Raw genomic sequence first — 24943 nt, forward strand, 5'->3', positions numbered from 1 at the left:
GTTTCTATTTCCATTTACCCTGTGGGTACGTGTTTGTTTCCATTGACAAGGAGTTTGTGGGAATAGAAATGTACCCACCTTGTTTGAATCAAGTGAAGTGTAGTTGAAGGAAATCTGTTGAAAGCAATACTTCATTTTACCGAATAAGTAATAATTTAGGCAACTTCAAATCGATTAAAAAAAAACTATTTTAAAGGTTAAGAGTAGACAAAAATTGTCCACTCTTTTTTGCAAACTCAATTTATCAATAAATGAAATGAGGGAATGTAAAATGAAATATTTTGAGGTTGAGTTAGAAAATCCTGATGAATTTTTAAAACTACAAACAGAAGATTTTGTGAAAGCTAATCGCTTGCTACTAAGGAAGATAATCCAGAGCGTTACAGTCTATGAAGAAAACTTCGTCATATCCTTTAAATCTGGCATCGAATTGGAAGTATGAGTCTCATTCCATAACTTTTATATTGAACATATCATCTTGTTGTGTTATACTATAAATTGATATAAACAAAGATGTAGGAGGAACCGAAACTATGACAGCCTCAATGCGTTTAAGATAAGCTGGCAATAAAAAAAGCAGAATCTATACCCGATGATAGGCTTTTTTGTTGTGCTTATTTATACGATATTGAGCATTCATTAGTTACGGTGAGGATATTGGTTATTTAACTATACCTTTATTTAACTATGTCTTTAATATGAATGTTTCCAAATTGTATGTATGCAGACCAAAAGCCACATTGTGGGGTTTGGCCTGCATTTTTTATTGCCTAGAATGCTATTCAAAATAGAAATTCAAGCAAAATAATATGCAGGAGATAATATAAATGGAAAAATACAACAATTGGAAACGAAAATTTTATGCAATATGGGCAGGGCAAGCAGTATCATTAATCACTAGTGCCATCCTGCAAATGGCGATTATTTTTTACCTTACAGAAAAAACAGGATCTGCGATGGTCTTGTCTATGGCTTCATTAGTAGGTTTTTTACCCTATGCGATTTTGGGACCTGCCATTGGTGTGCTAGTGGATCGTCATGATAGGAAGAAGATAATGATTGGTGCCGATTTAATTATCGCAGCAGCTGGTGCAGTGCTTGCTATTGTTGCATTCTGTATGGAGCTACCTGTCTGGATGATTATGATAGTATTGTTTATCCGTAGCATTGGAACAGCTTTTCATACCCCAGCACTCAATGCGGTTACACCACTTTTAGTACCAGAAGAACAGCTAACGAAATGCGCAGGCTATAGTCAGTCTTTGCAGTCTATAAGCTATATTGTTAGTCCGGCAGTTGCAGCACTCTTATACTCCGTTTGGGATTTAAATGCTATTATTGCCATCGACGTATTGGGTGCTGTGATTGCATCTATTACGGTAGCAATTGTACGTATACCTAAGCTGGGTAATCAAGTGCAAAGTTTAGAACCAAATTTCATAAGGGAGATGAAAGAAGGAGTTGTGGTTCTGAGACAAAACAAAGGATTGTTTGCCTTATTACTCTTAGGAACACTATATACTTTTGTTTATATGCCAATCAATGCACTATTTCCTTTAATAAGCATGGAACACTTTAATGGAACGCCTGTGCATATTTCTATTACGGAAATTTCCTTTGCATTTGGGATGCTAGCAGGAGGCTTATTATTAGGAAGATTAGGGGGCTTCGAAAAGCATGTATTACTAATAACAAGTTCATTTTTTATAATGGGGACCAGTTTAGCCGTTTCGGGAATACTTCCTCCAAATGGATTTGTAATATTCGTAGTTTGCTGTGCAATAATGGGGCTTTCGGTGCCATTTTATAGCGGTGTGCAAACAGCTCTTTTTCAGGAGAAAATTAAGCCTGAATATTTAGGACGTGTATTTTCTTTGATCGGAAGTATCATGTCACTTGCTATGCCAATTGGGTTAATTCTTTCTGGATTCTTTGCTGATAAAATCGGTGTAAATCATTGGTTTTTACTATCAGGTATTTTAATTATTGGCATTGCTATAGTTTGCCAAATGATAACTGAGGTTAGAAAATTAGATTTAAAATAAACAATATTGGAGGAATATTTATGTATCTTATTTTCATGTAACTCTTCCTGCTAAAATCGCAGGGTTTTCCCTGCATACAAGCAAATGAAAGCATGCGATTATAGACAGGAGGAAATGTTATGGAATTAATATTAAAAGCAAAAGACATTCGTGTGGAATTCAAAGGACGCGATGTTTTAGATATAAATGAATTAGAAGTATATGATTATGACCGTATTGGTTTAGTAGGAGCAAATGGTGCTGGAAAAAGCACTTTACTCAGGGTACTTTTAGGAGAATTAACTCCCCCAGGATGTAAAATGAATCGTCTGGGTGAACTTGCCTATATTCCCCAGTTGGACGAAGTAACTCTGCAGGAGGAAAAAGATTTTGCACTTGTAGGCAAGCTAGGTGTTGAGCAATTAAATATACAGACTATGAGCGGTGGTGAAGAAACAAGGCTTAAAATAGCACAGGCCTTATCGGCACAGGTTCATGGTATTTTAGCGGATGAACCTACGAGCCATTTAGACCGTGAAGGAATTGATTTTCTAATAGGACAGCTAAAATATTTTACAGGTGCACTGTTAGTTATTAGCCATGACCGCTATTTTCTTGATGAAATAGTAGATAAAATATGGGAACTGAAAGATGGCAAAATCACTGAGTATTGGGGAAACTATTCTGATTATCTTCGTCAGAAAGAGGAAGAACGTAAGAGCCAAGCTGCAGAATACGAACAATTTATTGCGGAACGTGCCCGATTGGAAAGGGCTGCGGAGGAAAAGCGAAAACAGGCTCGTAAAATAGAACAGAAGGCAAAAGGTTCTTCAAAGAAAAAAAGTACTGAAGACGGAGGGCGTTTAGCTCATCAAAAATCAATAGGAAGTAAGGAAAAAAAGATGTATAATGCTGCTAAAACCCTAGAGCACAGGATTGCGGCCTTAGGAAAAGTAGAAGCTCCGGAAGGCATTCGCAGAATTCGTTTCAGGCAAAGTAAAGCATTGGAGCTCCATAATCCATACCCTATAGTCGGTGCAGAAATTAATAAAGTATTTGGGGATAAGGCTCTGTTTGAAAATGCATCTTTTCAAATTCCGTTAGGAGCAAAAGTGGCGTTAACTGGTGGTAATGGAATCGGAAAAACAACTTTAATCCAAATGATCTTAAACCATGAAGAAGGAATTTCTATTTCGCCTAAGACAAAAATAGGTTACTTTGCACAGAATGGTTACAAGTACAACAGTAATCAGAATGTTATGGAGTTTATGCAGAAGGATTGTGACTACAATATATCAGAAATTCGTTCAGTGCTAGCATCTATGGGGTTCAAACAGAACGATATTGGAAAAAGTTTATCTGTTTTAAGCGGTGGAGAAATTATAAAATTGTTGCTTGCTAAAATGCTCATGGGTAGATATAACATCCTAATAATGGATGAACCCAGTAACTTCCTTGACATACCAAGTTTAGAGGCTTTGGAAATACTAATGAAGGAGTACACCGGAACTATCGTGTTTATCACCCACGATAAACGATTACTCGAAAATGTAGCAGATGTAGTTTATGAAATTAGAGATAAGAAAATAAATCTGAAACATTAAATTTAAGGTAGTCGCTGGTCAGTATAGTCTGTTCTGGTTGGCGACTCCATTGTTAAAGAGTATAAAGACTTTAGATTTTATGAATATTAAAAATAGGAACAGTCAATTGAACTGCTCCTATTTTTCTGCTAAATATATTGTAGTTTTCTTATATGTATAATGATAGATTAGCGGATTCTCATCTACGGTACTTACTTCAAATATGAAGAAGTGATCGCGGTTACCTGCATATTTGTTTTCTAACGCTTTTAGTGCGAGTAGGTTATCTCCATGTATGAGCATGTTTTCTGTATTAGGATCATTTTTGCAGTTTGATTTTTCTTTATCCTCAACTAGAATCCTAGGCTCTATTTTGATTTCTTTATCCTTACCAAGCCACGTAAGTTCCAGTTTTTGATTATTAGCCATTACTTTTCATCCTCCGCTATAAATTCCAAAATATCGTTGGGCGTGCAGTGTAAAGCTGTGCAGATACCTTCCACTTTTTCCAGTGATATATATTGCCCAGTGCGTAGTTTCGTAATAATGTTGGCGGAAATATTGCTCATTCTCATTAAGTCCTGATTGGAAATATCTTCTTCAATCATGCGATGTAATAGTTTTTTATAACTAACAGCCATAATTCCCTCCTTATTTTAATAGTTAAATATTATCACGATTCTGTGAGTATATCAACGATATAAAGAGCTAGCCACTCCGGAATATAGCAGATTAAAAAAGTCTCCTTTGCTATTCATTCAAGGCAAATGCCTAATGAATGCTTAGGAGATTTTTATTGTCAAAAATTTTTTCTAAAACCGTCAGATTACACCCTCTTTCATGGCTACCAAGTAGAAGACCAAAAAAACTTTTTAAGACAGGTTAAAAAGTCGGCTTTTTCTTTTGCCTGTGATGTAGAAGGGATAAGCCTTCTAGAAAAGGAGGATCAAATATGGATCTAGAGAAACTGCCAAAAGCACTAAAGAACAAGAATATCTTTTGTTCATGGAAGTACGAGCAGCAAGAAAACGGTAGGCTCACTAAGCCGCCTTATAACCCCATAACGGGAAAGAAAGCAGCTACAGACAACTTAAGCGATTTCACCTCGCTTGATGATGCCATGAAAGTAAAAGACCAATACGACGGAATTGGTATAAAGCTTGTTGATAACCTCTTAGGCATCGATTTAGACCACTGCATCGATAATGGCATCATTAAAGACTGGGCAAAAGAGATTATTGCCCATTTCAAGCACGCTTATATCGAATACAGCCCAAGTAAGCATGGCTTTCATATCTTGCTTCTGTTTAACGGCGCATACGATAAAAAGTCTTATTACATCAAGCATGGGGATATTGAGGTTTACAGCGCTCTAGCTACGAATCGCTATCTAACAGTTACGGGCGACGTGTATCAGGAAGGCGAGCTTTTAGAAGACGATGAAGCCATCATGTGGCTTTTAGACACGTACATGAAGCGAAACATAAACACTCATGAAAAAGAAAATAACGCGTGTACAAGGTCATATTTAAGCGATACATCTGTTATTGAAAAAGCTGGCAACGCCATAAATGGAGCTAAATTTACAGCACTTTGGCATGGTGACATTTCGGCTTACCCTTCTCATAGCGAAGCAGATGCCGCGCTTGTGTCTATTCTTGCCTTTTACTGTGGCGGTAACAAGGAGCAAATAGACCGACTTTTTCGTAAGTCTGCTTTATTCCGTCCTAAGTGGGATGAACACCGTGGCGCGGATACTTATGGCAACACAACCATTCAGAAAGCTGTTTCTAAATGTCATACCTTCTATGAGCCTTTCCATAATGCAAGTGCTGAGGAAGACTTTGATGATCTCTTATCTAAATTACAGGAACTAAAGCCTGATGAAAATATACGATATCGCAACGGTGATTTAGGTAATGGCAGATTGTTTGCTGATATTTTCCAAAACATTCTGCACTATGTACCGGAGCGCAAAATGTGGTTCATCTTCGATGGTGTACGTTGGACTTGCGATATTGGAACGCTTAAAACGATGGAACTATGCAAGGATTTAGCTCTTTCTCTTATACGTTATGCTGGTGTCATTAAAGACGAGAGAACCCGTTCCATGCTTGTTGAGTATTGGAACAAATGGAGCAGCCGTCGTAACCGTGAGATTTATATCAAGGAAGCTCAAAGCGTTTACCCCATTTCGATGGAAGCGTTCGATAAGAACATTTATCTATTTAACTGCCAAAACGGAACTTTAGACCTTCAGCACGGTGTATTTCGCAAGCACTTAGCAACAGATCTTATTACCAAAGTATCACCTGTGTTTTATGACCCGAAGGCAAGAAGTGAACGTTTTCGCCAGTTTGTCGATGAAATTATGAGCGGAGATTGTGAGAAAGCCTTGTATCTTCAAAAGTCATTAGGCTATGCGTTAAGCGGTGATACACGCTATGAGTGCATGTTCTTTCTTTTTGGAGAAAGCACAAGAAACGGTAAAGGCACACTCATGGAAAGCGTTCTGTCTGTGATGGGCGATTACGGAAAAGCGGTACGCGCGGAAACCATTGCTCTAAAGAAGAACCCTAATAGCTCACAGCCGACCGAGGATGTAGCACGCCTTGCCGGTGTTCGCTTTGCCAATATATCTGAGCCGAGCCGAGGACTATTCCTTAATTCAGCCCAAGTTAAATACATGACGGGAAGTGATACCTTAAACGCTCGATTCCTGCATGAGAACAGTTTTGACTTTAAACCACAGTTCAAACTGTACGTGAACACCAATTATCTGCCCGTCATCAGCGATATGACAGTGTTTAGTAGCGACCGCATGCAGATTATTCCCTTTAACAGGCATTTTGAAGCGTGGGAACAGGATAAAACCTTAAAGGCGGAGTTTTCTAAAAAAGAGGTGCAAAGTGCCATTTTAAACTGGCTTCTTGAAGGCTTTACCCACCTCCGAGATGAAGGCTTTAAGCCGCCTAATAGCGTTCTTGATGCCATTTTTAGTTATGCCCACGACAGTGACAAGATGGCACAGTTTGCTGAAGATGTACTCGTTAAAGACCAGAGCTCTGAGATTCGAACGGCAGTTGTATACGACCACTACAAGAAGTGGTGCATTGATAACGGCTGTTTTTCTGAGAACAGCAGAAACTTCAATCAGGAATTAAGAAAATTTGCCGAGGTTGTAAGAAAGCGTCCCAAGACAGGCGGAGAAAAAACCACGCTTCTTAAAGGCTACAGGCTTAAAAGTGAGTTTAGCGATTTTTTAAGTGGCAACTAGTGGCAGTTAATAACCTATATCCCCATATAACCCTATAAGGCAATAACGAAATTTAACTGCCACATCATGCCACGTTTAAGGAGGTGGTGCCTATGATTGCGTAATTCGTATCGCAAACCTGTGTTGAACATGAAGAAGAAATACTATCATGCACAAATCAAAATACTGAAATGATTTCAGCTTTTTGACAACATTGAAGAAAGAAAACCTGCCTAGGTACTGTGCTGTTAGAAATTTATTCGCATACTACTTTCTGAACCTAACCCCCTAGGGGGGGTCAAATCTCTAAAGAGTACCCCTTCGGGAACGGGCGCAGGGTCTTGCGTGCAAAAACAGCGAATTCAAAAGGGTAAATGGGCAAAATCAAGCAAATTACTGCAGTAATTGCAGAAAACAGTAATGAAAGGAACTAACAATTATGATTAACAGAGATATTGAAAAAGAAATGAAACTAGCAAGTCAGGACTACCACAACACGTTTTGGAACGTACTGCGCGACGCAAATGGTAATGCGAACAATATTGCAGGAAAACTGCGCCACATTCATACAGGTGCCTATGATTTGCCGACTTCTTCTCTAGCAAAACTCGAAGCAAAACTTGCAAACAAAAGTAATCTTAGAAAACTGTGTACAGTGGTAAAAGCACACTCGCAATCAAGCAAATTGTTCATCTATGAAGGTACACCGTTCACTAAATGGATGAAAGATTATGATGCGAATATCATTACGCATATGCCTATTAAAGATGGCTTTAAGCGTATTGATGTAACGGATTATACCCTAGTTAACCTTATTCGTTTGGGTACGGATTTTACAGCTGATCTTGACTTTGATATCGAAGAGTTCATCACAAGCGAACTGACAAAGCAATTTACATTGAGTGAGTCGGAAGCTTTTATAAATGGCGATGGGATAACTAAGCCGACAGGAATTTTATCAGATACATCAGGTGCTGAGGTTGCTGTGCAAGCAAAAGAGATTTCCGCAGATACCATCAAACATTTATTCTTCTCGCTAGATAGTAAGTATCGAGAAAATGCCACGTGGCTTATGAATGATGAAACTGCTCTTTATCTTCAAACCTTAAAGGACACTACCGGAGCATACATCCTACCTGATTTTGATGGCAACTTAATGGGCAGACCTGTGGTCATTGACAATGCCATGCCTTCTTCGCAAAAGGGAGCAAAAGTTATCGCCTTTGGTGATTTTTCCAACTATTGGATTATCGAACGCCATAACCCAACCATCAAGGTTCTAAACGAAATATTTTCTCTTATAGACCAGATAGGTTACCTCTCTTTTGAGTATTTGGATGGGAAACTGGTACATCCTGAAGCAATTAAAGTATTGCAACTTTCTTAAACAAGGAGGTCAAAATGCATGGATGAACAAATTAAGGATACACCGGTAAAAACCGAAGTGTTAAGAATCGGAAATACTGAATTTACGGTTAACTCTCTTGAAAGCAAGAGTGCTCAGAAAGGTGTCAAAGACCTAATCAAACACCTTATTTTAAGCAATTTAAACCATGTAATAGAAGCTAAATAACTTGATAAATTCTGAGTTATACGGGAATATATACTGACCGCTTGAAGGCTGTCGGAAAGGAGGAAAAACAGATGAATAAACTAAATAGACAGCCTTCTTATACTCTAGATAATGTAGGCAAGATAACGGCACTTTACTGCCGTTTATCCAAAGACGATGAATTACAAGGTGACAGCAATTCCATTATCAATCAAAAGAGCATGCTGAAAAAGTATGCCGAGGATAATCATTTCAACAATCTTATGTTCTTTGTAGACGATGGCTACTCGGGTACTAATTTCCAGCGACCTGATTGGCTTAAATTAACTGCTCTCATTGACGAAGGAAAGATTGGAACCATTATCGTCAAGGACATGTCACGCTTGGGTAGAGATTATCTGCAAGTTGGTATGTATACAGAGATGGTATTCCCTAACGCTGATATTCGCTTTATTGCAATAAATAACGGCGTAGATAGCAATAATCAGTCAGACAACGACATGACACCTTTCATCAACATCTTCAATGAGTTTTATGCTAAAGACACAAGCAGAAAAATAAAAGCTGTGTTTAAAGCAAAAGGACAAAGTGGGAAGCCGCTCTGCATCAATCCTCCTTACGGATATCTTAAGGATCCTGAAGATAAAAATCATTGGATTGTAGATGAAGAAGCTGCCAGTGTAGTGCGTGAAATCTTTAGACTCTGCGTTAATGGGTATGGGCCTAGCCAGATTGCCAATGAGCTAATCAAAAGGAATATTCCAACACCTTCTGAGCATTTTTTCTCTCTTGGTATTAAAATTCCTTCCGCGAAATCGGAGATTAAGGGAGTCTGGAATCAAAAAACTATCTCTAATATGCTTGAAAAGCAAGAATATCTTGGGCATACGGTCAATTTCAAAACAAGAAAGAAATCGTACAAGTGCAAGAAAACATTATTGAATCCCAAAGAAGACTGGCTAATTTTCAAAAACACACACGAAGCAATTATTGACCAGGAAACTTTTGATATTGTTCAACGTATAAGAGATGGTAGACGAGTGCGTACCAATCTTGGAGAGATGCCGGTGTTATCGGGAATGCTATTTTGTGCGGATTGTGGTAACAAGCTTTATCAGGTTCGAGGAAAAGGTTGGAGCCATGATAAAGAATACTTTGTCTGTGCTACATATCGTAAGCAAAAAGGCAAATGCTCATCACATCAAATTAGAAATATTCAGATCGAAGCAATACTGCTTCACGAGCTACGAATGATTACTTCATTTGCCAAACAGCACGAAGAAGAGTTCGTGGGACTTGTGATGAAGAAAAGCGAGAAAGAACTAACCCAAAAGTTAAAGTCCTCTAATAGGGAACTCGAGCAAGCAAAAGCAAGAATTAGCAAACTTGACACAATTGTTCAGCATCTCTATGAAGACAACTTAGACGGTAAAATTTCTGATGAACGATTTAAGAGCATGTCTGAGTCCTACGACAAGGAACAAGCTGAACTGAAAAGCAAGATTGAATCCCTTGAAGCCTTTATTTCTAAAGCGCAAGAGGAATGTCTCAACGTGGATTCTTTCTTGAAATTAGTACGACAATACACAGATATACAAGAACTTAATGCAGAGATCATTCGAACCTTTGTAGATAAGATTTATGTTGAAAAATCTGAAAAGGTAGCAGGTACAAGAACCAAGAAACAAACCATATGGATACAGTGGAATTACATAGGTGCAGTTGATATTCCACTCCATAAGTAAAATCGGCGTAGCCGGTAGTAATACCGATTACGCCGATAATTTTTTAGGAATTAAATCCCTAAGTGAATGCCCCTAAGTCACTGGTTTTATTATTGTCACTATTTTTATAGTTCAAACTTTCTTCAGATCAGGAAACTACACGATTTTATTCAAACTAGGACCTTTGATTGCTCGCAAAGAAGGCTTTGAATTTGCATTGAAAATTGTGCTCAATGTATTAAATATTTCGTTTGCATTTTGCGTTCTAACGCTTACAACTAAACCATCCGATATGATGCAAGAAATGTTACAAGCAGGATTATCACCTAAAATTGGTTATGTTTTCGTTTCGCTATTTCAAATTATTCCACAAATAACAGAGCAAACTTCGACTATAGTTGACGCACAAAGAAGCCGAGGATTGAAAACAAAAGGCTCTATTATAACGCGTTGCAAAGCTTTTTTGCCGCTAATATCCCCGATTATCATGTCGTCTTTCACAAGCTCTAAAGAAAGAACTATAGCTTTAGAAGTTCGCGGATTCTCATGCACGAATAAAAGAACATTCATAAAACCATTCAAGCCTAGCAAATACGATAAGCTATTTTTATTACTTTGCTGCATCGTACTAATTTTGGCTATTCTCTATTCGATACTCCATAATTTAGGATATATAGCATGTCCGCTATTAGCATAGAACACTTAAAGTACCGATACCCTTATACTAAAACTCTTGCGCTAAACGACATTTCTTGCGAGATATCTAAAGGTGAATTTATTGGCGTAATAGGCGCTAATGGAGCTGGCAAATCAACCTTATCGCAAGCCCTTTTAGGTCTTGTTCCTAATCTTTATCATGGAGCGTACGGCGGAAAAGTTGAGATAAACGGCCTTAACGCAAAAACTACACCAATAGATAGTCTCTGCAAAAAAGTTGGTTTAGTTTTCCAGAATCCTTTTAATCAAATTACCGGCTCAAAGCTTACCGTGTATGAGGAGATAGCTTTTGGCCTTGAAAATCTTGGTATTGAGCAATCCGAAATGCAAAGTCGCGTAGAGCAAATCATGGAAATGCTTAATATTTCGAATCTTAAAGATTGCTCTCCATATGATTTATCTGGCGGTCAAATGCAGCGCATGTCTATTGCTGGAATTTTAGTTATGCAACCAGAAATAATAGTTTTAGATGAGCCTACTTCTCAGCTTGATCCTAAAGGTTCTGAAGAAGTTTTTAAGGCTGTAGAATCTTTAAAAAATCAAGGCAAAACTATTATTATGGTTGAGCACAAAATGGAAAAAATCGCGCAATATAGCGATCGCGTAATGCTTTTAAGCGAAGGAAAACTTGTTGATTTTGATACTCCACAGAAAATATTTTCTCGCGAAGATTTAAAAAAATATGGCGTAAATCCTCCTGTTTATACTCAGATTTGCAAGCAGCTTTCAGCAAAAGATGATAACGGATTGTACCCAATAACTCTTGAGCAAGCGTCACAAATTTTACGATCACGCGAAGGGAATCGCTTATAATGACTCCTACTATTGAAATACGCGATACGTCTCCTACTATTGAAATACGAAATGTATCTTTTTCATATGCTCAAAAAACGCAAATATTCAATGATTTAAACTTATCTTTTGCTCCTGGAGCATGCGCTATTGTTGGTCAAAACGGCACTGGAAAAACAACTTTACTTAAGATTCTTAGAGGACTTCTTACGCCGGAATCCGGAAGCGTATGCTTAAATGGTAAGGATATTGCAAAATGTAGTGTTCCTTCTCTTGCTGGAGATATTGGTTTCGTATTTCAAAATCCAGATGACCAGATTTTTGAATCATCTGTTATACGCGAAGTAATGTTTGGACTTTTGAGAATTGGAATTGATAAAGATAAAGCATTAATTCGAGCGAAGGAAAGTCTAAAACTTGTAGGACTTTTAGATAAAAGCGAAGTAAATCCTTACGATTTAAGCCTTTGCGAAAGAAAAATGATTGCTATTGCGTCAATTTTAGCAATGGACACGCAAGTTGTTATTTTGGATGAGCCTACAATCGCTCAGGATGATTCCGGCAAGCGCTGTCTTGAATCAATTATTAAACACCTTGTTTCTCAGGGGAAGATTGTGATAGCTGTTCTTCACGATATGGATTTTGTAGCTCGAGTATTTAATCGCGTTGTTGTGCTTTCAAATGGTCGGGTTCTTTTTGACGGTACCGCGCGCGACGCTTTTAGGCGAGACGACATACTGTCTAGCGCACAACTCGATAAGCCAGATGTTGTAAAGCTGTGCGAGAAACTGGGTTATGAAGATACGTTCCTATCGGTTGAAGAATTTGTGAATGCTTATCGTAAACGAAATAATCGCTGATAGTGGAAACCAAACTGCACCAGTGTCTTAAAACAAGCAAAATCAGACACTAACGCAGCGCGACGACCTGCCTAAGCGCTGCGATTTAGCGCGCAAAGGCAACTCGGAGCGCCGAGCTTGCTTAGGGTTGAAAGTCCAGTGGACTTTCAACGCAAGCGAGGTCTGCCTGAGTCAGTAAAGACGAAGGCAGGGTGATTTATTTGGTATTGCGTTGCGAGCTTCCCCCGAATTTGTTTACTTACTGGAGCTTTGCACAAGCGTTAAAACAACCTCACATAGACACAGTGTAAAGCGAGTAGAAGTAAGCCTTCTGATTCATAAGATCCTCAAAGCTTCCGCGCTCAATAAGCTCGCCGCTTTTCATCACAAGGATCTCATCATATTGCTTAAGCGAATTGGCATCCAAGCGATGAGTTACAACAAGTCGAAGAATTCCTTGCAAATCCAAAATAGACTGCGTTACGTTCACGCTTGTCTCGTTATCCAATGCGCTCGTTGCCTCATCAACCAGCAGAATCTCGGACTTTTTAAGCAAACTTCGCGCAATAGCAATACGCTGCTTTTCACCGCCAGAAAGATGACTACCGTTCTCACCGCACTGATAATCCTTACCTTTAGCAGCAATCAAATCATCCAAACCAGCCAAATGAATCACGCGATCCACTTCCGAATCCGGGAACGGCTTAAAAAGCGTAATATTATCTAAAATCGAAGCATCAAACATAAACACAGACTGCTGCATAAGAGTCGTCTTATCGTAAAGCGAACTCTTGCTCACATTGCTAAGCTCGTGATTATCCAGCTGCACATTACCTTCATAATCCTTGTAATAGCCCATAAGCAGATTAATCAAACTACTCTTACCAGCTCCAGAAGGTCCTACTATCGCGTAAGATTTTCCAGCTTGCAAAGTTAGATTTACATTTTTCAAGACTTTATGATCAGCATCATAAGCGTACGAAACATCGCGCAAAACAACGCTTTTAATAGAATCGTCAATGATCTCGCCAGAATCTTCCTTAGCGTTACTCATATAATCAGCCATCTTACCAATAAGCTTCTTAGCGCCCTTCATCTCGCCAAGCATTTGCGGAAGAGTTGCAATAGGCTGAAGCACGCCATTCATCAAATTAGTGAAAGCTAACACCATTCCAGCAGTAATAACACCAATATGAGCGTTAACCATCCAAGCACCAATAAGCATCACGCCAAGCTGAGTCCCAAGACTTGAAATTGTGCCAAGAGCAGAAACAGTAGTCATCGTTTTTTCGCGAAGATTCTTCGTATGCTCAAGCTCCATCGACTGATTCTGATAACGGTTAATAACCTCTTGCTCCGCCTTAAAACTCTTAATAACCGAAACGCCGTTCAAAACATCCTTCGTCAGGGCCGTGTAAGACTCGTTCGACTTAGAAACCTGCTCCTCGCGAGTGGCAATTTCGTTAGCTGTAAGAATCGAGCACGCCATAGGAAGCACGGAAATAATAAGAGAAATAACAGTGAGCAGCGGACTATAGTAAATCATAAGAGCTAGCGAACTTACAAGCATAAGAATGTCTTGAACAAAATCAAAAATCTTCTTCAAATACTTTTCTTGAATACGCTCGCAATCATTAGTAAGTACAGAAAGATACGTGCCGGAATTCGCAAGAGAAAAATCACTATAACTCTTTTTTAAAAGCTTCTTGATAACAGACTCTTTATACTGATTCATTGCTTTTTCAAGAAAGCGAGGGTATGCACTGCGCTTCAACGCGAAAATCAGGGAGATTACCAGCATAAAGGAAACACAAAGCAGCAAAATAGTAGTTAAAGAGTAGGATTCTTTACCTGCCATATAGTCGAAAATAATTTGCAAAATCCAGGAAATAGCAGTAAAAATCATAGACAATGCAATAAAAACTATCATCGAAAGAAAAGCTACAAGCTTGTTTTCTTTGAAAAATAGTTTTACGTAATTTTTTACGTCGGGATGTAGTTTGGATGATTGCTGATTTGCCGTATTGTCAGTTTTGTTCATTCCAGTTACCTCTCACTTCCTTTATATATCTCTTCTATCGCTGCTATTCTGCTATCTCTAGTATTTCTAATATTTATACTATTTTTGCTATTTCTACTTTTTGCTATTTCTTTTCTAACATAATATCGATAAAAATAACTTTCCAATATAATATCGATAAAAGCAACTGTATCATGTCCTATCTTTTATAAAACCGCAACACTCGATTTCTGAAAGCTCAATAAAACCAGCAGACTTATAAAAAGCAATAGTTTTTTCAGTAGAATCCGTAGTCAACTGAATTTGACGAACATTAGGATAGCAATCCACAATCGCCTTTAACAAAGCAGACCCTATCCCCTGGCGTTGATACTCAGGCAAAACAAGAATATCCTGAATAAGAACAACCGTATACCCGTCACCAACGGCCCTAACAATGCCAACTAGCTCATCATTTTTATACGCAGCTAAAACCTTGAGCGAATTGTTAAAACCATTTTCCAAGGCAGCTAAATCATCTGTGTACGCAGACCAACCAACGGAATCATACAGCTTTGGAATATCTTTGCTATCATACTTTTCGTACTCTTTGATTTGCACATCTGTTAGATTCATTTACAATAACACCTCCGAATACTGTTGGAATCGACGCTAGAATCAACGTCAAAATCGACGCTATATCCCTAGTCTGTAGCGTAACTAGTGTTTGGCAGCTGAGGCAAAACAACAAGCAGGCCGGCGGTAAAAATCAGCGCAAGTATAGGCAAAAGCTGCCATTGGAACGTAGACGAGAACACAAATCCAATCCAAGATCCGCTAGTAGCACCAATCGCAAACGCGAGGCGCGCCCAACCAGAAAACTTTGCGAGCGAACTACCTTTAAACAGAATCTGACGCGCAACAATAATCGGCTCTACTAGTAGCATTCCGCCAATCGCCTCAAGGAAGAACGCAACCCACATCATTGGCAAAAGACTACTAAACATAAAGAAATAAGAAATCACACTTGCAACAATTCCTAAAATCGCTACTTTTCTTAAACCGAGTTTTTGGGAAGAATGCGCATATAAAACGGACGCAAGCACGCTTCCTACACCAGTGAAAATATACAGTATTGTTAAAGATTTAGAGCCATATTGATTACCAAGACCAAGAAGAATATAAGAAACAGAGCATGCAGGAATAAAAGCAACCAAAAGAGATCCAGCAAGAAGCATGATTTTACTCTTGAGCGATGGATTCGCAGATTGCTTAGATGTAGATTTGTTAGTCGCATCATTTGCTTGATTTTCTTGCGATTCATTCTCTGCATCTTGCGACGCTTCCTCTACTTCATTAGTCTCATTTGATCCTTCACCTACTTCGCAAGATACTCGCGCAATGTCTTGTTTCATAATAAATCTCGTGGCGCAAGCTGCAAAAGAAGTTACGGACGAGAAAATCAAAACCGCAGGAACCGACCAGCTTGCAATCCACGAACCAAGTGGAGAGCCAAGCAACGTTCCAGTAATACTAGCCAAAACGCTTACAATGCCACTGTAGTTGACAATCATGCTGTCGTCTCCGCCTGCAGCATCAACCTCGAAAACTTCGCTAGCAATATCAATCACTTGCCCAGTAATCAACAATGCGCAAGAAAGAGCCACAAGTGACCACTTCCACGCTAGAGAATTGTAAGGCATAAGAAGCGGCAGCAAACTGAGCACGCCTTCCACGCCCTCAGTCATAGCAAGAGCGCGAAAACCGCCAAGCTTATCAACAATCCAACCAGAGCATGGCGAAAGAAAATCAGCAACCGTCATAAAAGTCTTACGAAAACCAATCACCCACGCCGGCAAGCCAAAAATAATAATCGAAGGCAAAACCGAGCCTTCATACGCTTGATTGCCAAGCATAGAAAAACAGAAGCCAACCAAAGCCCATCGCAATGCTGGACTAATAGATCTCATACGAATAAAGACATTATCTTTGCTAAAAATTGACTTCACAGCTACCAGCTCTCCCCTAAAACTCTTTCAAAATAATGCAAGCCTACATAACTACTCGCATGAAAACTTACATGCAAACTTACACGCAAACTTACATAACTACTCGCCAATCGCTATCAAACTTAAATAATCCACTACAAACTACACAAATCCAATAGCTTATTTGACAAATTTGATAACACTATACTCTCGTTTAAAAAAAAAAGCAAAAATTGCATCTAGAATCTCGAGAAGTAATCTTAAATCCACCGCACGCTAAACCTTTTAACGATAGCCCTCACTGAGCCTTGCTATACAAAGGCAAAAATGCACACACCTAATCAGCCTTTGACATCAATACTATGGTCTCTACGTACGTAGAGCCTTTTGCTAAAAGGAGAAGAAAACAGTCTTATAAAATCTTATGCTTCTACTGCGGTTCTTTTCCGTGGGTGCTGCTTGATAACGAGGACAATATCGGTAAGCACAATGCCAACGACTACGCTTACCCATACTAAGCTCGGTGTAAGAAGCCAAGCGAGAACACCAAAGATCAGCAGTCTAAGCAATACAACAATAACTAAGAAAGTCAAACTTTTTGTTAGGCATTTCTGTTGATCAGCCTTCAATGCGCCCATCAGAACCATAATCGCAGACGCCGCGCAAGAAAATAGCATATTGCCCAAGAATATGACAAGTAGCGTTCGCCAGCCAGCGATAGTACCAAGCATCCACCATTGCAGCATCAATGCAAGCAAAAATGTGACAACATCGCATACTGCTTCCATCAGCATATTCGCAACAATTAACGAGGAAAATGTTAAAGACACACCTCTAGAAGTGTCTGTTTTATCTGCGCTCTCATGCTGTAATGCAATCATGTTTCTCACCTCGGAGCGCTTTACGCGCTCTTCTTCAAGCATTTGAACGCCAAGCTCAACCGATTTCTTTGAAGCTTCATGTAATTGCGCATCCGTCATACCTGGCTGCCAAGGCTTTTCAAAAACAAACATCAACACACTAGTAATCGCGGCGCCAATAATAATGCTTAGCAGCGTGGTATTGGAAACAAGCAATAAAGCAATACCAGAAGTCACCAGCAGCCTGAGCACAAAATCGATGATTCCAATAAGCAAATACCCGTCATCCGGCCTACGATGCCTATACCACTGCAGATACGCTGTACTTAGCAGCGAAAACACCACAACACTCAGCACGAGTATGACCACAGTTTCCCAACCTAGTACGCGGTGCCCTACGAACTGCTGTACAAGAAGCGCAATAATCAGCGTGCAAATACCAGCAACAGTTTCTATAATCACATTATCCCAAAAAGCATGCTTGAAAAGCACTGGCCTTACCTTCGTCTCACTCATCATCTTTCCTCTATATATTAATCCAATACCTTCTTGTTGTAACATTTCCCCTTGGTAGGCTATTTTTCACTTTGTTCTCCAAAATTCCACCATTATTTTCTATAACTCGTATGGATCCGATATTATCGTCATCGCATGTAATCAAAATTTTATGTAGATTTAAAGTCTCTTTACAATATGTAAGTGCCATAGAAAGCATTTTTGTTCCATAGCCCTTCATACATTCAGATTGCCTAACTTCGTACCCTATGTGACCACCATAGTTAATTAAAAAAGAATTTAATTCATGCCTAATATTAATTTCACCAATAAATTTTTCATTATCTATCAGCCAAAATGTAGTAGCTTTAACATAATTTGCAGGTAAATTTATACCATGTTCATAGTTATAAGAACTCTCTATAATTGTCTCAGGGTTTATAAAACGTCTTTCTGCATTCGGCCTAAAAATTTCATCTTCTTCATTTGCTTCTATATAACTTTGGATATATTTACTATCTGGTCTAATTAGTCGCATACGTGCTCCTTATTCCCAATATGCAATTCTAATAAGAATGCAATTCTATTAAAATTGGAATCCATAATAGTCTGTTTAGCTTTAATAGTATTACTATTAAAAAAAAACCATACATACAAGCTTTATTAAAGAAAAATTTTTTATTTTTCCAATTAGTATAGGGTTTTCACACCCATAAAATTTTTCTCTTCCATAAAGCACAGCTTTTACTAGAAAAATGCATGATACAACCAAATATACAAACAAAAAAGTGGGTGCACATTTTAACTATAAGAATGTACTATTGCAAAAGGTTTACCAATTATTATATCAATGCTAATTTCTTCGTTTACTAGCAAACTATACTCTTTCATAAACAGCAAGATTCACAAAGCCAAAAGAGCCAGAAGAACCAACATAATAGCGCGTGTTTAACGCCTCCAACAATATTCCCTCATAAACGAAGCAATCACCTGCAAATCTTCACCCTCATAATACTCAACAAGCAACTTCTTAAACTCAGGAACCTTATTTTCTGGAATAACCAACAAGCCTTTACCGTGAGAAATCAAATAATGATTCGCAAAAATCACAGAAGCCCTCTTATTCCCATCTAAAAATATCTGCGACTTCATACAATAAACGCATAATTCAATCGCAATATCAATAGGCTCTTTCCTTCCAACTCTACCTTCAACATTCTCACTATCTTCCTCACCTTCAACAATATTCCTTATTTTTTCTTTAACATCTATTTCATTAGGAATAGGCGGAATATAAGTAGATCCACCAATCGCAACAGGAACACCCCTGATACGACCACCGTCTAAGAAAAAACCCTCATTAACAAGCTTCGCTATATGACTTAGCATGTAATAATCAGACCTGCTTAATACAACATCCTCGTCTAAAATAAACTCCCAAGCATGCTTCAAATTCAAGATTTTTTGAACATCACTCGCAGAAACACCAAACACTTTCCCATTATCTATAATCTCTTCAGTCTGAGGAAAAGTAGTAGCAACACCTTCCAAAACCGCCTGATCGTAAATATTCGCCTTTAAGTTAGCCCTTGAAAAAGCAATATTGTTCACCAAATCAGCAGATAACTCACTATTAGAATATCCAGCATTCGCAAGCTGCCTTACTACAGCGCGAAGTTCCTTACGCAATTGCCTAGATTCACTTGCATTGCGAAGAAGAAGATTATACAAATCGTCCGAATACACACCAACATACGTAGACGTCAACTTTCCTGAAACACGCTTTCTGGTGTATAAATATTTACCATCTCCACGATTTTTGATTTCAGGAGTACCATCATACGCAAGCAAACTCAAGCGAGCATTAATATCAGCCTTTTCTCTAAGCAATTCTTGCACATCATCATATTTTGCAGCCATCTTCACACTCCTTTTTCACATAAATTGGGGAACATTTACTTAAATAAAATACCGTTTTGTTCCCCAATAATCAATAATGTAGGGAACTTTTTTATGATTATTTCACCGATTTGTTCCCCAAAATATAAGCAACTAAATCGCATATAGACTATATGTCATTTATAAAATAACTCTCAAAATACTTAGGATTTATTTATCCTAAAATATATGCTATAATTCTCCTAAAAATGGAGGTTATACATATGAATGTAAATACAGACACACTTGTTTCTATTTCCGAAGCAAATCAAAACTTTTCTAAAGTTGCGCGACTTGTTGACACGTACGGATCAGCTGTTATTTTAAAAAACAACGCTCCTCGCTATGTAATTTTAAAATTCCCGAAAGCCAAAACTGAAAAAGTTACTGTTCCAACAGACGATGAAGTTATGGCTTTATCCAACATGTTCATCAAAAAGAATAAAAAAGTCTATGAGGAACTTGCCAAATGAAGTATTTAACACGAGAACAGGTGATTAAACTTCACCAGGCTCTGATTGAAACAAGCGGCGGTTCTTCAGGTATACGAGATGTAGGAATGCTTGATTCTGCATTAAAGACTCCACTGCAAACATTTAAAATCATTTTTTAGAATATGCCAAACTCTATTTCGTGCTACTAGTCACAGTGACGGACACAAAACACCAAAACAGTATTACTTCACTACAGCTTTCCCATTAAGGCAGTGCACAACGTAGTGAGCACATCCATCTGTTTTGTACCCAAGATCTGCTTTATGCTTATCACAAACTTCAGCCACGCCATTCTCACAATCTACTTCAAGACATGCGCCTTTGGTAATTTCTCCTTCTAAAACACTCGTACCATTTAACGTATCCACCATGCAAGAAGCAACAACCTTAACATTATTCGCCACAGCAGAACCATTAAGACACTTTAGAAAAACATCATTCGCCTGAACACTTCTTGCTTCCACCCTGCCGTTATGAACTTCCGCATAAATCTTGTCAGCTTTAATATCTGCTACTAATACTTGATTCGACTCAGCTTCAATCTCACAAAAATCAACACTCTCCGGCAACGAAACAATTACCTCAGGACTGCCTTTAGCAAGCCAATGCAACCAGTAAAAAGCCGATACTTTTTCTGTTTGAACAAGTTTTATATCGTCTTGATTTTCTTCAATATGAAATATATCTTTTTCACAATTAACATAACTAATACTAAAAGAATCAGCCCTTCTAACCGTTAAGCTAACATCTTTCGTTTTTGCTACAAACTTCCTACTATTCGCCACTTGAACAACTCCCTTGTTAAATATCGAGTTATAGACCAAAAATCAAAAGACCCGACTTGGTCCGCATTGTTAAGAGGCGCATCGGGTACTGTTAATTACATACGCTACACCAATGAGAGTATTTTATTAAATCTTTCAAACTAACACAAATTTTTTCTTTCTAACAAGATTATTTAGTCTTACACTCACCTTCATGAACACAAACAAACGTCAGAACGAAAACGCAAACTATCACAGCGCACTAAATATCTTGCCCTTTATGAGTTGATGACATGTATTTCACGCACCGCGCTTTCCAATCATCTTCACTGATGCCGCCAAACATCGGAATAAAAATCTGCCAATCGTCGAAACGAAAACCCGCCAATCGTCGAAACGAAAACCCGCCAATCGTCGGAAAATGATGATAGAATTCATAATTATCAGTAGAAAATACGAGCAGACTTAATTATAAAACAGGGTGACAGAGTTGAAAAAATATAGGAAAAGAATTGCCGACGATATTTTAAAAAGAAAGCTAGAAGGCAAAGGCGCAGTACTGATTGAAGGGCCGAAATGGTGCGGTAAAACCACTACTGCAGAACAATTTGCAGCAAGCGTTCTATATATGGACGACCCGGAAAAGAAAGAACAGAATATCGCTATGTCGGAACTAAGTCCAAAGCGATTACTGAATGGCGATACTCCAAGATTAATTGACGAATGGCAGCTCGCTCCAAAACTTTGGGATGCAATACGGTTTGAGGTGGATCATCGTAGTAAGCTTGGTCAATTTATACTAACTGGTTCTGCCGTTCCTGCGGATACTACAGAAATTACTCACTCTGGTACTGGGCGCTTCACGTGGCTAACGATGAGACCAATGAGCTTGTATGAATCCGGTGATTCCACTGGCGAAGTTAGCTTGGAAAACCTTTTTTCGGGAACTAAGGATATTGAGGGTGATTCAAACTTAAGTATTGACCGCTTAGCTTTTCTTGTATGCCGCGGAGGATGGCCACAATCAGTGGATATGCGTGATGAAATTGCTTTAGATCAAGCTTTTGATTACTATGACGCTGTTGTACATTCCGACATTAATCGTGCCGATGCCGTACAAAAAAATGCTGAAAAAGTTAAGCGCCTTATGCGCTCATACGCAAGAAATCAAGGAACACAAGTACCAAATACAGTGCTTTCGCAGGATATTTCCACTAACGAAGATACGCCAATTAGCGAGGAAACTGTTGCGTCGTATGTTGATGCGCTTCGCAAAATATTTGTTGTAGAAGATATGCCTGCCTGGAATCCAAATCTAAGATCAAAAACTGCTATTCGTTCATCCGATACACGTTACTATATTGACCCGTCTATCGCTGCAGCGGCTTTGGGAATCGGACCAAACGACTTGATAAATGACTTAAATACTTTCGGTTTTCTATTCAAGACACTTTGCATCAGAGATTTGCGCATTTTTGCAGATTATCTAGGCGGCGAGGTTTATCACTACAGAGATAAAGACGGACAGGAATGCGATGCTGTTATTCATTTGAGAAACGGTAAATACGGTCTTATTGAAATTAAACTCGGTGGCAGCAAACTCATTGAAGATGGTGCAAAAAGCCTTAAAGCGATGAAAGATAAAATCGATACCGATAAAATGAACGCGCCATCTTTCCTTATGGTTTTAACTGGAACAGGCGACTTTGCGTATTGCCGTAAAGACGGTGTTTATGTGGTTCCTATCGGCTGCTTAAAAAACTAATAGGAAGCCTTGCTCTGACAATAATGCGCTAAACCTTTTAACGATAGCCCTCGCTAAGCCTTGCTACACAAAGCCTAAAACGCAGCAATTAGACTGCAAGCACAGTAAAAATCATCAAAACGATATCTTGATTCAGTGCGATTTACAAAGGAACGCCACTGATTCTGTATGGATTGAGAGAACTCCAAGTATAGCTACACTTTTTTGAGTGCACACTATGGATAGTGGGTGCACTTTTTAACGATAGGAGCGAGCTATCGTTAAAAAGTTTAAGATTGGCTTGATAGCTTGATTTTTGGGAATGAAATCAGCCTAGAAGCCCCCCTAGTCTGGTTGTAACGTTTCGTCGATTGACACTCTTTTAACTTTTGCACTAGTTTATTTCTATATCTTCTAATCGTTCCCTTTTGAATTATCTTTCTTTCTTAATTATTCTCTTTCTCTTTCTCAATCGTTCTCTTTCAGCGCAAGTTCTATAAGCTTATCCGTGTAATCAGCCATAAATAACGGAATATTCAACATATCATCATCTAGTTTGAGATTATTCAGCGAGAATCGTATGCGTAATTTCGTTTGATTAGGGAATAATTCTTTAAACTTTTTCAAACTTCTACTATTAATATTTGCTTCAGATTTAACCTCAATAGGGAAAATATCATTTTCTCGTTGAATAAGAAAATCCACTTCATACGGCGGATTCGTTTGAGACCAGTATCTAGGCATCACTTCAAATTGAGTAAGTAGCGCTTGCAAAACATAATTTTCTGTTAAAGCACCCTTAAACTCAGTAAACAGCCTATTACCTTCCGCAAATGCAGTAGGAGCAAGTTGAGATAATCGCCTTAACAAGCCAACATCTGCCAAATAAATCTTAAAAGCAGATACATCATCATAAGCAGCAATAGGTAAACTCGGCGCAGTATTTCTATAAACTTTATACACCAATTGTGCCGATACTAGCCATTGCAAAGCATCTTCATATTCTCTTGCTCGCGCACCATTTTTAACAACTTTATACAAGAATTTTTTGTTTTCACGCGCAAGTTGAGACGGAATAGAATTCCAAATCATTGATATTTTAGGAAACTCACTAACATTAGGATGTTTAGCAAAATCTCGTTCATAAGCTGTTATAATCTCAAACAACGTTTCTTGCATTGCGCTTACATCTCGCGCTTTAGCCCACATTAAAACTGATTCAGGCATTCCCCCTGTAACATAATACATTTTTAATTTCTCGTATAGAGGATTAAAAAATGCGTCTGGAATCGGCTCTATTTTATCGATTTGTTCAATATACTTCGCTAGATTTTCATCTCCATTAGCAAGCAAAAACTCCGTGAAATTCATTGGATTTATTTGCATAAAATTAACTTTTCCAACTGGGAATGAAGATGGTTTTGCAAGCGTTATTCCAAGTAATGATCCAGCGCAAGCAACATGATACTGCGGAGCGTTTTCGCAAAAATATTTCATCGAATTTATTACTTCTGGACAGTCCTGAACCTCGTCAAATATAATCAGCGTGTTTTCTGCTTCGATTTTTTGACCACTTGCAAGCATGAGGTTTTGTAAAATTCGCTCCACGTTTTTAGTGGTTTCAAAGAATTGCTTATATTCTTTGTTTTCGTCGAAGTTAAAATAAGCAATATTTTTATAGTAAAGCTTACCAAATTCTTTTAATATCCAAGTTTTACCAACTTGACGCACGCCTTTTAATATCAATGGTTTACGGTACGGCGAGTTCTTCCATGCTAAAAGTTTGCTCATAATCAGCCTTTTCATGATTACTCACCTTTCACTTGACGTTACGCTATTAAATATTGCAACCGTATTATTGTTTTGTCGCGTTGCTATTTCTACGCGTAGTTGCACTGTTGTTCTGTTATATTTTGCGTTATCTTTTATCGTATATCACATTATTATATACGTTTTGGTGCATTTAATCACATTATTATACGTATTTTAGTGTTTTTTATCACATAATTATACGCATTTAGTAACACTCAGCATAAAATAAAATAAAATAATCAATCAAATTTTTACTAAATCATGCATATGCCTATGCTCATTTACCATTGTCATCATCACATGTCATCAAAACGATATCTTGAAACAGTCACGATTTGTAAAGGAACGCCACCGATTCTGTA

General features: G+C 38.3%; 22 protein-coding genes and 1 pseudogene. 13 read left to right on the top strand and 10 right to left on the bottom strand.

The features are described from left to right. Positions 1-271: 271 nt before the first annotated feature. The 3 genes from HXT51_RS02065 (at position 272) to msr(D) (ending at position 3628) form a co-directional block, all read left to right on the top strand. Positions 272-442 carry a hypothetical protein gene (locus HXT51_RS02065; protein WP_000873143.1) on the top strand — a complete coding sequence of 57 codons (171 nt, stop codon included), beginning with the start codon at positions 272-274 and terminating at the stop codon, positions 440-442. Positions 443-827: 385 nt separating this feature from the next. Beyond that, positions 828-2045, top strand: a complete 1218-nt coding sequence (gene mef(A) / locus HXT51_RS02070; protein WP_000417519.1) for a macrolide efflux MFS transporter Mef(A) — start codon at positions 828-830, stop codon at positions 2043-2045. A gap of 119 nt (positions 2046-2164) precedes the next feature. Next, the gene (gene msr(D) / locus HXT51_RS02075) at positions 2165-3628 is read left to right on the top strand and encodes an ABC-F type ribosomal protection protein Msr(D) (protein WP_368078507.1); all 1464 of its coding nucleotides are present in this window, start codon (positions 2165-2167) and stop codon (positions 3626-3628) included. A 117-nt stretch (positions 3629-3745) separates the two neighbouring features. Here the strand turns inward: msr(D) and HXT51_RS02080 are convergent, their stop codons facing one another. Both HXT51_RS02080 and HXT51_RS02085 read right to left on the bottom strand, forming a co-directional pair. Further along, positions 3746-4036, bottom strand: coding sequence for a DUF5960 family protein (locus tag HXT51_RS02080; RefSeq protein WP_004121959.1), 291 nt, complete (start codon positions 4034-4036; stop codon positions 3746-3748). Then, the gene (locus tag HXT51_RS02085; RefSeq protein ID WP_004121956.1) at positions 4036-4248 is read right to left on the bottom strand and encodes a helix-turn-helix domain-containing protein; all 213 of its coding nucleotides are present in this window, start codon (positions 4246-4248) and stop codon (positions 4036-4038) included. Before HXT51_RS02085 ends, HXT51_RS02080 begins: the two co-directional genes overlap by 1 nt. A 311-nt stretch (positions 4249-4559) precedes the next feature. Between HXT51_RS02085 and HXT51_RS02090 the strand changes: the two genes are divergently transcribed. From HXT51_RS02090 to HXT51_RS02120, 7 genes and pseudogenes are all read left to right on the top strand, one after another. Then, positions 4560-6884: a phage/plasmid primase, P4 family gene (locus HXT51_RS02090; RefSeq protein WP_004121944.1), complete on the top strand. Its 2325-nt coding sequence runs from the start codon at positions 4560-4562 to the stop codon at positions 6882-6884. A gap of 418 nt (positions 6885-7302) precedes the next feature. Then, complete coding sequence (locus HXT51_RS02095) at positions 7303-8250, top strand: phage major capsid protein (RefSeq protein ID WP_004121942.1); 948 nt, start codon at positions 7303-7305, stop codon at positions 8248-8250. A gap of 18 nt (positions 8251-8268) precedes the next feature. Continuing rightward, positions 8269-8436: a hypothetical protein gene (locus HXT51_RS02100; RefSeq protein WP_004121940.1), complete on the top strand. Its 168-nt coding sequence runs from the start codon at positions 8269-8271 to the stop codon at positions 8434-8436. A 71-nt stretch (positions 8437-8507) separates the two neighbouring features. Continuing rightward, positions 8508-10160 (top strand): recombinase family protein, encoded by a 1653-nt coding sequence (locus tag HXT51_RS02105; protein ID WP_050567752.1) that lies wholly within the window; start codon positions 8508-8510, stop codon positions 10158-10160. Positions 10161-10236: 76 nt separating this feature from the next. Then, positions 10237-10836, top strand: a pseudogene (locus HXT51_RS02110) (energy-coupling factor transporter transmembrane component T family protein); the annotation flags it as partial. Then, the gene (locus HXT51_RS02115) at positions 10818-11669 is read left to right on the top strand and encodes an energy-coupling factor ABC transporter ATP-binding protein (RefSeq protein ID WP_421776665.1); all 852 of its coding nucleotides are present in this window, start codon (positions 10818-10820) and stop codon (positions 11667-11669) included. The pseudogene HXT51_RS02110 and the gene HXT51_RS02115, both read left to right, overlap by 19 nt. After that, complete coding sequence (locus tag HXT51_RS02120; protein ID WP_421776666.1) at positions 11669-12508, top strand: energy-coupling factor ABC transporter ATP-binding protein; 840 nt, start codon at positions 11669-11671, stop codon at positions 12506-12508. Before HXT51_RS02115 ends, HXT51_RS02120 begins: the two co-directional genes overlap by 1 nt. A 271-nt stretch (positions 12509-12779) precedes the next feature. On the opposite strand, the gene HXT51_RS02125 is transcribed toward HXT51_RS02120, so the two are convergent. The 6 genes from HXT51_RS02125 to HXT51_RS02150 form a co-directional block, all read right to left on the bottom strand. Further along, positions 12780-14528 carry an ABC transporter ATP-binding protein gene (locus HXT51_RS02125; RefSeq protein ID WP_421776667.1) on the bottom strand — a complete coding sequence of 583 codons (1749 nt, stop codon included), beginning with the start codon at positions 14526-14528 and terminating at the stop codon, positions 12780-12782. A 171-nt stretch (positions 14529-14699) separates the two neighbouring features. After that, positions 14700-15122 (bottom strand): GNAT family N-acetyltransferase, encoded by a 423-nt coding sequence (locus tag HXT51_RS02130; protein ID WP_103084302.1) that lies wholly within the window; start codon positions 15120-15122, stop codon positions 14700-14702. Between the two features lie 68 nt (positions 15123-15190). Continuing rightward, positions 15191-16495, bottom strand: coding sequence for an MFS transporter (locus HXT51_RS02135; protein ID WP_421776668.1), 1305 nt, complete (start codon positions 16493-16495; stop codon positions 15191-15193). A 401-nt stretch (positions 16496-16896) separates the two neighbouring features. Then, positions 16897-17850, bottom strand: coding sequence for a hypothetical protein (locus HXT51_RS02140; protein WP_421776798.1), 954 nt, complete (start codon positions 17848-17850; stop codon positions 16897-16899). A gap of 10 nt (positions 17851-17860) precedes the next feature. Then, positions 17861-18367: a GNAT family N-acetyltransferase gene (locus tag HXT51_RS02145; RefSeq protein WP_103084300.1), complete on the bottom strand. Its 507-nt coding sequence runs from the start codon at positions 18365-18367 to the stop codon at positions 17861-17863. Between the two features lie 410 nt (positions 18368-18777). Continuing rightward, a complete protein-coding gene (locus HXT51_RS02150) occupies positions 18778-19749 on the bottom strand; it encodes a cell filamentation protein Fic (protein WP_421776669.1) in 972 nt (323 codons plus the stop codon). Between the two features lie 242 nt (positions 19750-19991). On the opposite strand from HXT51_RS02150, the gene HXT51_RS02155 reads away from it, so the two are divergent. Together HXT51_RS02155 and HXT51_RS02160 are read left to right on the top strand one after the other, a co-directional pair. Then, entirely contained in the window at positions 19992-20240 is a 249-nt protein-coding gene (locus HXT51_RS02155; protein ID WP_102703089.1) for a prevent-host-death protein, read from the top strand. Further along, the gene (locus HXT51_RS02160; protein WP_421776670.1) at positions 20237-20380 is read left to right on the top strand and encodes a hypothetical protein; all 144 of its coding nucleotides are present in this window, start codon (positions 20237-20239) and stop codon (positions 20378-20380) included. Before HXT51_RS02155 ends, HXT51_RS02160 begins: the two co-directional genes overlap by 4 nt. A 63-nt stretch (positions 20381-20443) precedes the next feature. Here HXT51_RS02160 and HXT51_RS02165 read toward each other — a convergent pair whose 3' ends face one another. Then, the gene (locus tag HXT51_RS02165) at positions 20444-21046 is read right to left on the bottom strand and encodes a hypothetical protein (RefSeq protein ID WP_421776671.1); all 603 of its coding nucleotides are present in this window, start codon (positions 21044-21046) and stop codon (positions 20444-20446) included. Positions 21047-21515: 469 nt separating this feature from the next. On the opposite strand from HXT51_RS02165, the gene HXT51_RS02170 reads away from it, so the two are divergent. Beyond that, complete coding sequence (locus HXT51_RS02170; protein WP_421776672.1) at positions 21516-22790, top strand: ATP-binding protein; 1275 nt, start codon at positions 21516-21518, stop codon at positions 22788-22790. 447 nt (positions 22791-23237) lie between these two features. On the opposite strand, the gene HXT51_RS02175 is transcribed toward HXT51_RS02170, so the two are convergent. Then, entirely contained in the window at positions 23238-24575 is a 1338-nt protein-coding gene (locus HXT51_RS02175; RefSeq protein ID WP_421776673.1) for an ATP-binding protein, read from the bottom strand. Positions 24576-24943: the final 368 nt, after the last annotated feature.

Source organism: Gardnerella sp. KA00255, assembly GCF_049244095.1.
GTDB classification, from domain to species: Bacteria; Actinomycetota; Actinomycetes; order Actinomycetales; family Bifidobacteriaceae; genus Bifidobacterium; species Bifidobacterium vaginale_F.